The organism is Photobacterium obscurum (assembly GCF_026191635.1).
GTDB classification, from domain to species: Bacteria; Pseudomonadota; Gammaproteobacteria; order Enterobacterales; family Vibrionaceae; genus Photobacterium; species Photobacterium obscurum.
This window is the reverse complement of the sequence record NZ_JAKRRW010000027.1, coordinates 42,978-55,634: the sequence shown is the minus strand read 5'-3', so window position 1 is coordinate 55,634 and position 12,657 is coordinate 42,978. Positions and strand designations below refer to the sequence as shown.

Genomic DNA, 12,657 nt, shown 5'->3' with positions numbered 1-12,657 from the left:
CTCTTGCCGTTAGAAAAGTTGAATTGTTCGGTGTAGTATTCTGCCATCCTGTTCTGGTAAGTAACCATCCTATGAAACTGTTTTTTGCTTCTGATATTCATGGCTGTGCTGAAAGCACCAAGATCATGTTGGAGACGTTCGAGCAAAGTGGCGCCGAACACCTAATTTTGCTTGGTGATGTACTCAATCACGGGCCGAGAAATGCACTGCCTTCCGGTTATGCGCCGATTGAGGTCGCGGAGCTGTTGAATCCGTACGGTGATCGTATTACCGCCGTACGTGGTAACTGCGACAGTGACGTTGACCAGATGCTGCTCGATTTTCCGATGATGGCCGACTACAACCTGGTATTACTACCCAATGGCCGCCGTTTGTTCCTGACTCATGGCCACTTGTACCATGCCGATAAGCATCCGCGTTTGCGAGCGGGTGATGTGATTGTCTCGGGCCATACCCACCTGCCGGTTGCCGAAAAAAAGGATGAACTTTACCAGTTCAATCCTGGCTCAATCACGATCCCTCGCGGTGATCATCAGGCGAGCTATGGCCTGCTTGAGGACAATACGCTGAAAGTGGTTGGTTTTGATGGCTCGATAATTTGCGCTGTTGCCTTGGATGAATAACCGAGAAGCTCAATGGTAAGTAAAAAAAGCGTGCTGTTTGCACGCTTTTTTTATATCTGTTTGAAGCGGCTCAAATAATCCTGACATAAAGTTCACATACTAGATCTAGAACAACCGCTTTTCGCTTGTAACACTAAGTTATGTTTAAGGATTAGGGAGATAAGGATGAAGAATAATTTATTGAGTATTGTGCTTGGTGGTTTATTGATAGCCCTCGGGTTAGGCAGTTGTGGCTATTTCATTGGCCAGACGATGTTCAATGCGAAAGTGGCAATGAATATCGCAGAGGTAAGGGGGTTAGCGGAACAGCGTGTTGAATCTGATATTGCTAACTGGCAACTGAGCTTTTCTAACCGCTCGAAAAGCAAACAAGATATACCGGCTCTTTATCAACTCGCAGAGCAACAGCAGCAAGAGATCATCAGTATTCTTAAGGCCAACGGCTTCACTGATGATGAAATTGAAGTTGGCCTGATAGATTACAATTACTACGAATACCGTGATGAAAATCAGACAGTGGTCGATCAGGATCATGAACTGGAGGGGACGATTAGTCTCGAAACGACCAAGGTACGTGATGTTGCCACGGTGCGTGGCGAAGTGAATAAATTAGTCGCCAAAGGGTATAACATTGTCAATCATTCCCCGACATATCGCTTTACCAAACTCAACGAGATTAAACCTGATATGCTAAAAGTCGCGACGACCAATGCTCGTATTGCGGCAAATGAGTTTGCTGAAAATGCTGGGGTCTCGGTGGGTGGGATCCGATCTGCCCGTCAAGGGAACTTCTCGATCACGGATGTCGGTGAAGAGTATGGAGACCGATATAAAATCGAGAAAGATGTTCGGGTTGTTACCCGGATTGAATTTTATCTAACGGAATAACGCCAGCCTTAACGATGAGTGAAAAAGTGATTCGTATATCGCTTTTTCACGTCGAACTTTTCTCGCATCATAACCCTGAGATCAACTTGAGCCCAATCAGAAAAGTCAGGATTTCAAAACACCGTTTAATTACCGTATTACTTTTTTGTGCAGCCAGATGGGCACCGAGGTAGCCACCAACCAGAGAGCCGAGCAGTAATACCGGGATCCAGGGCCAGTATATTTCAGCGCCGGCAATATACATGGCTGCCGCGCCAATACCGTTCCAGAACAGGCCAACGCTGACGAGGGTGAGGGCAACTGCCTGTTTGTAATCAAACCCGAACCAGCGGATCAGGAACAAGGTCACGAACAGGCCGGTTCCTGCAGTAAGCGAGCCGTTTAAAATACCTATGAGAGCCAGTCCCACGCCTCCTATGAGCATTCCCTGGCAGTGGCGATTCCGGTTATCTTCCTGTTGGCCTAGCTCAGCCTTGGCCAAAGAATAGATCCCTAATCCCAGGATCAGCCCTCCCAACATCGATTCGGCCATTCTTCCGGGAACAAACAAAATGATGTTTGCGCCAAGGATGACACCGAGCATCCCCGACGCTATTACATAGATGGTCAGATGCCAGTTTAGGCTCCCAGCTCGGATGTGTTTGATCGCGGCGCCAAGCCCGAGGGCGACACTGGCGATCTTATGGGTAGCAAGCGCAATACTGAATGGTAGGCCAAGAAAAATAAGTAGCGGGAACTGGATCAGGCCAGCACCACCTCCGGACAGGGAGGCGAGCGTGTTAGAGAGCAAGGAGCCTATAAACAGCCCAACTGTATTCAGTATGTCCATAGTATTAAGCAACTTCCTTTTACCAGCCGTTGTTTATACCCAATTCACTTGGGATTACACATTAACAATATCGCAGCTCTTCTGCATCAAGACATTAATTTGTTGCTTTAGAAGTATCTGCTGTTTTCATTTGGGGGAATTATTGATGTCTTTATGCTTTTATGTTCTTTTTTGTTTTTGCTTATTCTGTTGTTTTTAAATGATTTTTGTCGTTTTACAACTGTTAAATTAAATTAATAATACATAATAAGATGACTCGCTGTTTGGTGTTATGAATAATGCTGGAAAAGTGTGACAACCATTCCAACTTGTGAATCAAGAGGAAGTGATAAGACAAGCAATAAGGGCCGGAAAATGTCGTTAAAGGAGCAGGTGATTAATTGGGCTTCGCAGTTGGATAGGGCGATCTCTCATCATGAGATTGCAGAAGCATTTGCAATTTCACTACGAAGGGCCAGCTATATTCTTCACCGAGTGCGCCACGAGGCTGAGAGCGATTGTTATTACAATGTGGATGTTATGCGACAGAAACGACCGGATACCGGCCACTGGATTACTAAGCTGAAGATCCGTAAGCATACGCTGCCAACCCATCGACACCAGGAATTTAAGTTAGAAGAGTTTATTAAAAACAGAGAAACGTCAAAGTCGACCGAAGCTCAAATATCCGGTTTTTCTGACTAGGCATCCGGTAATCTGTGTTTGTGGACTCAGTGTTGAAATAGATAAAACAACGTGTAGAAAATAATAATAGCGAGCTGTTTTGCCACTTTTAGGGTGGCTTTTTTTTTGCGTAATATTATTACGGTTCGCGTCAGAAAGTAGTGTTAGATATGCTTTCGGTGGTGATTAATGAATGAAGCGCATCCCGAACAGGTATTCTGAAGTTGTTTATTTATATATGTCAGCCCTTGCGTATTGTGAGGGCTTTTTTGAATGAATTGATCAATAGAATTGCCGAAATGTTGATGGATGTTTACTATATTTGTTGATTCGGAATATTCGAGGTATTGGCTCGTATATATCGAGTTTTTGTTGTGGTCGAACCTTGTAATTTGGCCGATTTAGGTTCACTATCCGGCATCGCTTTTTATGTGTTTCAATATGTTTGGGTGCAAGATTATGAGTCAGGGTCAATTTGATTCTCTTTTACCACCGCAGATGGCCGAGAAGGCTGCTGAGGTCGGGGTAGGCAAAGCCACCAAAGATCCAATTAAGTCGCTTTTGTTGGCAATTACAGCCGGTATGCATATTGGAATTGCATTTGTTTTTTACACCACGGTGACCACGGGATCGGGTGACATGGCGTGGGGGATGTCGCGCTTTGTTGGTGGTTTGGCGTTTAGCTTGGGCCTGATTCTGGTTGTGATTACTGGTGGTGAGCTGTTTACCAGTTCTGTGCTGACCTTGGTTGCAAGGGCAAGTGGAAAGATCAGCTGGAAGAGCCTCTGTCTGAACTGGGGAGTCGTGTATATCGGTAACCTGATTGGTGCACTGCTGCTGGTGGGAATTATGCTGATCAGCAAGCAGTATATGTCGGCTGATGGTGCATTAGGGATCAACACTATGCAGATCGCCCAGCACAAGCTTCACCACGATTTTTTCCAGGCTGTTGCCTTAGGAATTATGTGTAATGTCTTGGTGTGTGTGGCGGTATGGATGACCTTCAGCGGTCGTACCCTGACAGATAAAATTATTGTCATGGTGTTGCCTGTCGCGATGTTTGTTTCTGCTGGCTTTGAGCACTGTATTGCCAATATGTTTCAAGTACCTATGGCCATTGGTATCAAGACCCTGGCATCACCGGAATTCTGGCAGATGAGCGGGATGAACCCGGCTGATTTTGCTGATTTGACAATGAGTAACTTCATCATTAACAACCTTATCCCTGTGACTCTCGGTAACATCATCGGAGGTGGCGTGTTTGTCGGTATGGGCTATTGGATTATCTACCTGCGCGGTAAGTAATTTATCTGTATGTAAGAGTTAACAGTTCTACGTTTACTAACCTATTTTGTTAGTTATATATTTCTTGTTAGATATTCGAGTCTGATGTTGGCCATAGCAAATTGCTGTGGCCTTTTTTTATATTGCTTATACCGGTTGCTCTTAATGAAAAGCCCTAGCGGTAACTGGTTGGGAGGTATGTATCTATGTTCGGAGAATGCAGAGACAATTGAGCGATTTAACGGTAAATACTGGTTAAATGAGGAGGAAGTTTTTGGGATATCTGCTCTTTTTCAAAACACATCACAATAGATGTATTCACTTTATTTGTTGTCGTATATTCAGAAACATAAATCATTTTCCAACCATCATACGCTTCTAAATCTTCATTCATATTGCCGTCAGTGGTGGATTCAAACTGAGTGCATCGAGTCATCATGTTATTGTTATCGTTTGACTCACGAATGTGTGAGCTGATATTCGCCCCAGAGCAACCACTTAAAGCCACGGTAAGAATAAGACATAATAATCTGTTCATTTCAAATGCTCATCAAGTATAAATTTAATAAAAATCAACAAATTAAATACCGCGACCATTTGTGGGGGAAACTTAAATTTTGATTTTGGTATAAGCAAAAGTTGTGAATTTCATCCATAAAAAAACGCCCCCGCAATGCGGAGGCGTTAGTCATTCAGCGAGTCAGTAATGAATATTACTGGCCAGCTTCTTCAGCTTGTTTCGCCTGAATCGCAGTTAGTGCCACTGTGTATACGATATCGTCTACAAGTGCGCCACGAGAAAGGTCGTTAACCGGCTTACGCATGCCCTGAAGCATTGGACCGATAGAAACTAGGTCAGCTGAACGCTGTACTGCTTTGTAAGTCGTGTTACCCGTGTTTAGGTCTGGGAATACGAATACAGTCGCTTTACCCGCTACAGGCGAGTTAGGCGCTTTAGAAGCAGCAACATTTTCCATGATCGCAGCATCGTACTGAAGAGGACCGTCGATCACTAGATCTGGACGCTTCTCTTGAGCAATGCGAGTTGCTTCACGTACTTTATCTACATCTGCACCCTTACCAGAAGTACCGGTAGAGTAAGAGATCATCGCAACGCGTGGTTCGATACCGAATGCTTTTGCAGAGTCTGCAGACTGGATAGCGATTTCCGCTAGCTGCTCAGCGTTTGGATCTGGGTTGATTGCACAGTCACCGTATACCAGTACCTGATCAGGTAGTAGCATGAAGAATACAGACGATACGATTGACGCATCAGGTGCAGTCTTGATGATCTGGAACGGAGGAACGATAGTGTTCGCCGTTGTGTGAACAGCACCAGAAACCAGGCCGTCTACCTCGTTGTTTTCAAGCATCATTGTGCCTAGGAAAACAGAGTCTTGTAGCTTCTCACGAGCAACAACGTCAGTCATACCTTTCGCGCCACGAAGCTCAACTAGACGAGCAACGTAGTTCTCACGTACTTCTTCAGAGTTGATGATAGTGACGCCAGAACCTAGAGTAACGCCTTGCTGCTCTGCAACACGCTTGATTTCTTCTGGGTTACCAAGAAGCACACACTCCGCGATACCGCGCTCAGCACAGATAGCTGCTGCTTTAACGGTACGTGGCTCATCACCTTCAGGAAGAACGATACGCTTAGCCGCTTTACGTGCTAGTTCAGTTAGCTCGTAACGGAATGCCGGTGGGCTTAGGCGACGCTCTTTCGTTGAACCTTCAGTTAGAGATTCAATCCACTGGCCGTCAACATGGCTAGCCATGTATTCGTTAACTAGCTCAACACGCTCTTTATCGTCAGCTGGAACTTCTAGGCTGAAGCTCTGAAGGTTCAGAGATGTCTGCCATGTGTTACCTTGTGCAGTCATTACAGGTAGGCCTGTTTCGAATGCACGCTCACATAGATCCATTACTGGCTTAGGTAGCTCGTAGCCGCCTGTTAGCAGTAGGGCACCGATTTCAACGCCGTTCATTGCAGCAAGACATGCTGCAACAATAACGTCTGGGCGGTCTGCAGAAGTTACTAGTAGTGAACCTGGACGGAAGTGCTCAACCATGTGCGGGATAGAGCGCGCACAGAAAGTGATGCTCTTGATACGGCGAGTATCAATGTCACCTTCGTTGATGATTTCAGCGTTCAGGTGCTTTGCGATGTCTGTTGAACGTGTCGCGATTAGCTCAGAGCTCCAAGGTGCACAGCCTAGTACACGGATTGGGCTTGAGTTGAATACCTGCATCACTTCAACGTGAGAAGGAACAGTTGCTTCTGCATCGTCAAAGATTTCAGATAGGTCAGGACGAGTACGGCCTTCAGCATCAACTGGAGCGTTTAGTTTGTTAACGATAACGCCTGAGATCTGCTTGTTCTTGATACCGCCAAAGTTAGAACATGCTACTTCGATACGCTCTTTAAGTTGAGCTGGGTTGTCTGTACCAGGCGCAACAACGAATACGATTTCCGCATCCAGAGTTTTCGCAATCTCATAGTTGATCTGGTTTGCAAACGGGTGCTTACGAGTTGGTACTAGACCTTCGATTAGCGCCACTTCAGCGTCAGCGGTTGCTTCTTTGAAACGAGCAACGATATCTTCAAGTAGTACATCGCTCTTATCACTACGGATAAGCTCTTCAGCACAAGCCATTGAGAATGGTGCGGCAACTTTCATGTCACTGTTAGCAGTGATGATGTTAGTTGTCAGATCTGGCTGATCGCCGCCGTGACGTGGCTGAGCGATAGGCTTGAAGAAAGAAACGCGAACACCTTTGCGTTCCATTGCGCGTAGCACACCAAGGCTAACGCTAGTAAGACCAACTCCGGCACCAACCGGAATAAGCATAATAGTACGGGACACTATGGATTCCTCAACTATTGAACAATACAGTGCTGTTCAATAATGATTTGTTAATCGTTATTGAGCAACACCACAAAAAAAGGTCATAGCTTTCGTACTCGACGATAAAGCCATGAAAAAATGGCTGGCCAAAGCCAGCCATTATTTGCTGTGCTCAGGGCACAGCAAAGAATCGCTAGATCAGATTTCAGCTAGACGAGCTGTATCTTCTGCGATTACTAGTTCTTCGTTAGTTGAAACAACCATTGCAGGAACACGGCTGTTTTCAGAAGTGATCACACCTTCGCCGCCGAAACGAGCTTTAAGGTTAGCTTCACCGTCAACTTCAACACCTAGGATAGCAAGGCGGTTTAGAACCATCTCACGGATAGGAGCAGAGTTTTCACCGATACCACCAGTGAATACGATAGCGTCTAGGCGACCTTCTAGTGTTGCAGTGTAGCCAGCAACGTATTTAGCTAGACGGTGGCAGAACACGTCCATTGCACGTGTTGCTTCTTCTTTCTCACCGTAGTTGTCTTCAACGAAACGGCAGTCAGAAGTTACGCCAGTCAGACCTAGTAGGCCAGACTCTTTAGTGAACATAGTGTTGATTTCATCAACGCTCATGCCTAGTTTGTCATGTAGGTGAAACATAACAGCTGGGTCAAGATCACCACAACGTGTACCCATTACTAGGCCTTCAAGAGGAGTCAGACCCATAGAAGTATCTACAGACTTACCGTTTTTGATAGCACAAACAGAAGCACCGTTACCTAGGTGGCAGTTGATGATGTTTAGTTCGCTTTCAGGCTTACCTAGACGCTCAGCTGTTTCACGAGTGATGAACAGGTGAGAAGTACCGTGTGCGCCGTAGCGACGGATACCGTGATCTTTGTATAGGTTGTATGGTAGAGCGTATAGGTACGCTTCTTCTGGCATTGTTGTGTGGAATGCAGTATCGAACACAGCAACGTTTTTCAGAGCTGGGAAAGATTTCTGAGCTGCTTTGATACCAATGATGTGAGCTGGGTTGTGAAGAGGTGCGAAAGTCGCAGCGTCTTCGATACCTTTTAGTACTACATCGTCGATTAGCGCAGACTTAGTGAACTGCTCACCACCATGAACAACACGGTGACCGATAGCGGCTAGGTTTTCAGCTAGTTCAGGCTTAGAAGCAAGAATAGTGTCAACCATAAACGCTAGTGCTTCTTCGTGAGCTGCGCCGTTACCTAGTTGAGCTTCGTGCTTGCCGTCAAGTTTCCACTTGATACGAGCTTCTGGAAGGTGCAGACATTCTGCAAGACCTGTCAGGTGCTCTTCACCTGATACTGCGTCAACAACAGCGAACTTAAGAGAAGAACTACCGCAGTTAAGAACTAAAACCAGCTTAGACATGAGAGTGACTACCTATAATCTGTCTGAGAGTTGATATTCAACTGAATAAAAATTACCCATAGAATAGACGACTTTTGGTTGGGTCGGTCTAATCTGGGTCAAATTCGTGTTATATCCATATCTAGAGAATTGGGGAACCCGCAATTCTGGGCCATCCGTGGAGGTTGCCTTGTTGCTATAACGGTAATTACAGGCAACAATTACTTTAGGCGTGCTTAGGATAGCGATTGTTACGCAATATAACAAAAAGATTTTTAGAAAAATTTAATTTGAATCAAGTTTATTATCACTGGTTTTGAATTCTTACTGTTTTTTTTGAAGTTTGGTGCTTTATGAGTCAAAAAAAATCGATCTGGCAGTCCTTTCGAAATGGCCAGCAGTACATGGCGACCTGGCCAATGCGTAAAGAGCTGGCAATGATGTTTCCGGAGCCGCGTTACATCAAGGCGACCAAGTTTGCGACCCGCGTTATGCCGGCCGTTGCGGTGATGAGCGTGCTGAGCCAAATGGCGTTCAATAATTATGATGCTCTGCCTCAGGCGATAGCCGTGGCGCTCTTTGCATTGAGTATGCCATTGCAGGGGCTTTGGTGGCTGGGTAAGCGCAGCCGTACTGACTTGCCGCCGACACTGGTGACCTGGTATCGCGAAATTCATGACAAGATCACCAGCGAAGGCTATGCGCTGCAGCCTTTGAAATCGCGACCGCGCTACCTTGAACTGGCGCAGGTGCTGAATCGGGCATTCAAGCAGCTGGACAAGGCCTCGTTAGAGCGGTGGTTTTAATAAATGCGGATACTTGGTTCTAGGAAAAGCAGGCCCTAGGGAAGAGCATAGCTTGGTACTTGTCTTAGGTTTCTGAAGCCTGCTTGCAGGACCCAGGACCCCAAAAAAGCGCCAGAGTGATCCCGGCGCTTTTTAATGTGCATTTCAAATACGTGCTAGCTTAACAGCAAACTATCATCCGCCAACTCTTCGCCGCGTACCTTGCTGAACATCTCGAGCAGTTGCTTGACATCCATCTGGGCACGCTCTTGCCCGTCGACATCCAGCACGATCTCGCCCTGATGAAGCATGACGGTACGGTCGCCATAGGCCAAGGCATCTTTCATTGAGTGGGTGACCATCATGACCGTCAGGTTGAACTCTTCTACGACCTTTTTTGTAAGCGCCAGAACAAAGGCTGCCATTCTTGGATCAAGCGCAGCGGTGTGTTCATCAAGCAGCAAAAGCTTACTGTCGGCCAGTGAGGCCATAACCAGGCTAACCGCCTGACGCTGGCCACCAGAGAGCAGGCCAATGTTATCGCCCAGGCGATCTTCGAGGCCAAGTCCCAGGATACTGATACGCTCCTGAAATAGCTTGCGGCGCTGTGACGACAGAGCCATCTTCCAGCTGCGCTTTCCGCCTCGTTTGTATGCCAGTGCCATGTTTTCTTCAATAGTTAAAGAGGCACAGGTTCCCGCCAATGGGTCCTGAAACACCCTAGCCGCATATTGCGCCCGCTCATGAACTGGTTTACGGGTTACATCGATTTCGTCAATGAGTACCTGCCCCCCGACCATCGGTGTTTCACCACTGACCGCGCCCAGCAAGGTTGACTTGCCGGCCCCGTTGGAGCCGATGACGGTGACAAACTGTTTTTCTGGCACGGTGAGTGAAACTCCTCGCAGCGCCTGGTTTTCTAAAATAGTGCCTTCATTGAAGGTAACGCGGATGTCATTTAATTCAATCATCTTTATTTATACCCTCTGAACGGCTTAGGCCAGCTTTTTGGCGCTTACAGCTTGTTTTTTCTTACGCTGAATGGTGGTTTTCATCTTCGGTGCAATCAAAGCGACGGCAACAAGCAAGGCGGTGATCAGGTTCAGATCAGATGCCTGCAGGCCGAACATACCGCTGCTCAGGGCAAAGGCGACGGCCAGGCGGTAAAGTACCGAGCCGAGGATCACGGCTACCACGGCGACCCAGATTTTGCGCCCAGGGATCAGAGTTTGGCCGAGGATCACTGCCGCAAGCCCGACAACAATGGTTCCTACGCCCGAAGTGACATCGGCAAAGCTGTTGGTTTGGGCAAACAGGGCGCCGGAAAAACCGACCAGACCGTTAGAGAGCGCCAGACCGAAATAGGTATATAGTGCGGTATTGCCGCCCTGGGCACGAACCATTCGGCTGTTGACACCAGTAGCCCGCAAGCCAAGGCCAAAGTCGCTGGCTAACAGACGGGTGATAAACCAGGCGCTGAATATAACCAGAAGCAGCACGATACCTAGCCGCATGATCCCGGAATCAACCCCCATATCCATTGCCAGCAGTTCAAACGGAGTCAGGATGGTATCTTCGCCGAGCAAGGCGAGGTTGGGGCGTCCCATAATTCGAATGTTGATTGAAAATGCGGCGATCATCGTCAGGATACTGGCGAGCAGATGGAGGATACCGCAGCGGATTGCCAGAAACGCCGTGACCAAGCCACACAAGCCACCGGCCAAAATAGCCAGCAAGGTGGCAATCCATGGATTGACGCCGGCAACAATCGCAGTGGCGGCAACGGCAGCTCCCATCGGGAAGCTACCATCGACGGTGAGATCAGGGAAGTCCAGTACCCGGAAAGTCAGGTAAACACCGAGGGCAACCAGCCCGTAGACCAGGCCAATTTCCAGCGTTCCCAGAAAGGCAAAGAAAGACATCAACAACACTCCTTGTCTTTTTAATATTCCATTAATACCAATCCGGATAAATAGATTAGATATTTATTAAGATTGGTATAAGTCCTTGATAAGTATCGAGGGATAAGAGCTGAGGTTTCTAGGCCCTAGGAAGAGATTGATGTTTCTCTAGACTTTTTATAGCTGCTCCCAGGTCCCAGGACTGCTCTTACCCCTATTTCTTATTTAGCTACCGACGTTGCCCGTTCCAGTACCGAGGCCGGGAAGGTGATTCCTAGCTTGTCCGCTGCTTTCTGGTTGAGTGCCAAATCGGAACCTTTCGCAACTTTTACCGGAAGCTCCGAGATTTTTTTACCTTTCAGTAGGGCATCGACATAATCGGCCGTCTGTACACCGACCTGATAGTAATCAAAACCCAGTGCAGCCAGAGCGCCACTTTCGATGTAGGTGGTTGAAGCGCCGACAATTGGCTTGTTTGCCTGGTTTGCGGCATTGACTAGACCGTCAATAGCGCTGGCAACAGTGTTATCAGTCGGGGCATAAATGACGTCAGCTTTAGAGGCCACAATCTGGGCGGCGGCTTGTACGTCGGCACTTTTAAGTGCGGTACCTTCGACAACTTTGAGGCCTTTGGCGTTGGCGGCATCACGAAGTAGTTCAACCAGCGCTACCGCGTTGGCTTCTCCAGGGTTGAATACCACACCGATGGCTTTCATATTCGGTAGCAGCTCCTGCATTAACTCGACATGCTGGGCAACGGGAGATAGATCGGATAGACCTGTAACATTACGTGACGGCTTGTCCATGTTTTTCACCAGTTTGGCCCCGAGCGGATCAGTCACGGCAGTGAAAACAACAGGGATGGAACGGGTGGAGGCTGCCAGAGCTTGAGCCGTCGGCGTCGCGATGCCGACCAGTACATCTGGTTGTTCGCCAACAAACTGCTTGGCAATTTGTACCGCAATAGCAGGGTTACCTTGGGCTGTCTGGTAGCTGAACTCTAGGTTTTTCCCTTCGACATAACCTTTCTGTTTAAGGCCATCCAGCAGACCTTCGCGGGCGGCATCCAGTGCGGGGTGTTCAACGATTTGTGATACTGCCACTTTGGCAACATCCGCAAAAACAGACGTCGAACTGAGCGCCAGAGAAGCAGCAACGCAGGCCGCGGTTAGCAGTTTGTTTCCTTTGATTTTTTTATATTCCATTATCGCAAGCTCCTTGCCTAGTCGAAATTATGATGTTCTGCGAAAGAGGGGGGAGTCGGGTGGGCTGGTTTCCCTCTGGAATAATGTTTTAGCGCAATGAGGAAAGAAAGAACATCTAATTTTTAACAATTATGAAACATATAAAAGGTGGTTAATTTCGCATGTCTGGAAGTTTTTGGGGGAAGAGTCTATTCATTAGCTCTGTTCCAGGTCGAATTTCGAGCATCATTGCTTACAGTGGTCGTATATTCTTATT

12 protein-coding genes are annotated in these 12,657 nt (G+C 47.2%); 5 read left to right on the top strand and 7 right to left on the bottom strand.

Translation table 11 applies throughout. From position 1 onward, the window contains the following. The first annotated feature begins 71 nt into the window (after positions 1–71). Positions 72–623: a phosphodiesterase gene (gene yfcE, locus MD588_RS22850; protein WP_265700116.1), complete on the top strand. Its 552-nt coding sequence runs from the start codon at positions 72–74 to the stop codon at positions 621–623. 165 nt (positions 624–788) lie between these two features. Next, positions 789–1,511 (top strand): SIMPL domain-containing protein, encoded by a 723-nt coding sequence (locus MD588_RS22845; protein WP_265700115.1) that lies wholly within the window; start codon positions 789–791, stop codon positions 1,509–1,511. Between the two features lie 67 nt (positions 1,512–1,578). Here MD588_RS22845 and MD588_RS22840 read toward each other — a convergent pair whose 3' ends face one another. After that, a complete protein-coding gene (locus tag MD588_RS22840) occupies positions 1,579–2,340 on the bottom strand; it encodes a sulfite exporter TauE/SafE family protein (RefSeq protein WP_265700114.1) in 762 nt (253 codons plus the stop codon). Between the two features lie 354 nt (positions 2,341–2,694). Between MD588_RS22840 and MD588_RS22835 the strand changes: the two genes are divergently transcribed. Then, on the top strand, positions 2,695–3,024 hold the full coding sequence (locus MD588_RS22835) for a CaiF/GrlA family transcriptional regulator (protein WP_265700112.1): 330 nt from the start codon (positions 2,695–2,697) through the stop codon (positions 3,022–3,024). Between the two features lie 438 nt (positions 3,025–3,462). Continuing rightward, positions 3,463–4,308 (top strand): formate transporter FocA, encoded by an 846-nt coding sequence (gene focA / locus MD588_RS22830; RefSeq protein WP_265700110.1) that lies wholly within the window; start codon positions 3,463–3,465, stop codon positions 4,306–4,308. 217 nt (positions 4,309–4,525) lie between these two features. On the opposite strand, the gene MD588_RS22825 is transcribed toward focA, so the two are convergent. The 3 genes from MD588_RS22825 to MD588_RS22815 all read right to left on the bottom strand — a co-directional run bounded on the left by MD588_RS22825 (position 4,526) and on the right by MD588_RS22815 (position 8,531). Then, complete coding sequence (locus MD588_RS22825; protein WP_265700109.1) at positions 4,526–4,825, bottom strand: hypothetical protein; 300 nt, start codon at positions 4,823–4,825, stop codon at positions 4,526–4,528. 175 nt (positions 4,826–5,000) lie between these two features. After that, positions 5,001–7,139 (bottom strand): phosphate acetyltransferase, encoded by a 2,139-nt coding sequence (gene pta, locus MD588_RS22820; RefSeq protein WP_265700137.1) that lies wholly within the window; start codon positions 7,137–7,139, stop codon positions 5,001–5,003. Between the two features lie 195 nt (positions 7,140–7,334). Then, positions 7,335–8,531, bottom strand: coding sequence for an acetate kinase (locus MD588_RS22815; RefSeq protein WP_265700108.1), 1,197 nt, complete (start codon positions 8,529–8,531; stop codon positions 7,335–7,337). Between the two features lie 332 nt (positions 8,532–8,863). On the opposite strand from MD588_RS22815, the gene yfbV reads away from it, so the two are divergent. Further along, complete coding sequence (gene yfbV, locus MD588_RS22810) at positions 8,864–9,316, top strand: terminus macrodomain insulation protein YfbV (RefSeq protein ID WP_265700107.1); 453 nt, start codon at positions 8,864–8,866, stop codon at positions 9,314–9,316. Positions 9,317–9,471: 155 nt separating this feature from the next. On the opposite strand, the gene MD588_RS22805 is transcribed toward yfbV, so the two are convergent. From MD588_RS22805 to MD588_RS22795, 3 genes are all read right to left on the bottom strand, one after another. Beyond that, entirely contained in the window at positions 9,472–10,266 is a 795-nt protein-coding gene (locus MD588_RS22805; protein WP_265700105.1) for an ABC transporter ATP-binding protein, read from the bottom strand. Between the two features lie 24 nt (positions 10,267–10,290). Next, the gene (locus MD588_RS22800; RefSeq protein WP_265700104.1) at positions 10,291–11,217 is read right to left on the bottom strand and encodes an ABC transporter permease; all 927 of its coding nucleotides are present in this window, start codon (positions 11,215–11,217) and stop codon (positions 10,291–10,293) included. A 200-nt stretch (positions 11,218–11,417) separates the two neighbouring features. Further along, positions 11,418–12,386, bottom strand: coding sequence for an ABC transporter substrate-binding protein (locus MD588_RS22795; protein ID WP_265700136.1), 969 nt, complete (start codon positions 12,384–12,386; stop codon positions 11,418–11,420). Positions 12,387–12,657 lie beyond the last annotated feature (271 nt).

Coding starts and splice junctions, on each gene's coding strand:
- yfcE (WP_265700116.1), top strand. CDS start 72: ATGAAACTGTTTTTTGCTTCTGATATTCATGGCTGTGCTGAAAGCACC.
- MD588_RS22845 (WP_265700115.1), top strand. CDS start 789: ATGAAGAATAATTTATTGAGTATTGTGCTTGGTGGTTTATTGATAGCC.
- MD588_RS22840 (WP_265700114.1), bottom strand. CDS start 2,340: ATGGACATACTGAATACAGTTGGGCTGTTTATAGGCTCCTTGCTCTCT.
- MD588_RS22835 (WP_265700112.1), top strand. CDS start 2,695: ATGTCGTTAAAGGAGCAGGTGATTAATTGGGCTTCGCAGTTGGATAGG.
- focA (WP_265700110.1), top strand. CDS start 3,463: ATGAGTCAGGGTCAATTTGATTCTCTTTTACCACCGCAGATGGCCGAG.
- MD588_RS22825 (WP_265700109.1), bottom strand. CDS start 4,825: ATGAACAGATTATTATGTCTTATTCTTACCGTGGCTTTAAGTGGTTGC.
- pta (WP_265700137.1), bottom strand. CDS start 7,139: ATGCTTATTCCGGTTGGTGCCGGAGTTGGTCTTACTAGCGTTAGCCTT.
- MD588_RS22815 (WP_265700108.1), bottom strand. CDS start 8,531: ATGTCTAAGCTGGTTTTAGTTCTTAACTGCGGTAGTTCTTCTCTTAAG.
- yfbV (WP_265700107.1), top strand. CDS start 8,864: ATGAGTCAAAAAAAATCGATCTGGCAGTCCTTTCGAAATGGCCAGCAG.
- MD588_RS22805 (WP_265700105.1), bottom strand. CDS start 10,266: ATGATTGAATTAAATGACATCCGCGTTACCTTCAATGAAGGCACTATT.
- MD588_RS22800 (WP_265700104.1), bottom strand. CDS start 11,217: ATGTCTTTCTTTGCCTTTCTGGGAACGCTGGAAATTGGCCTGGTCTAC.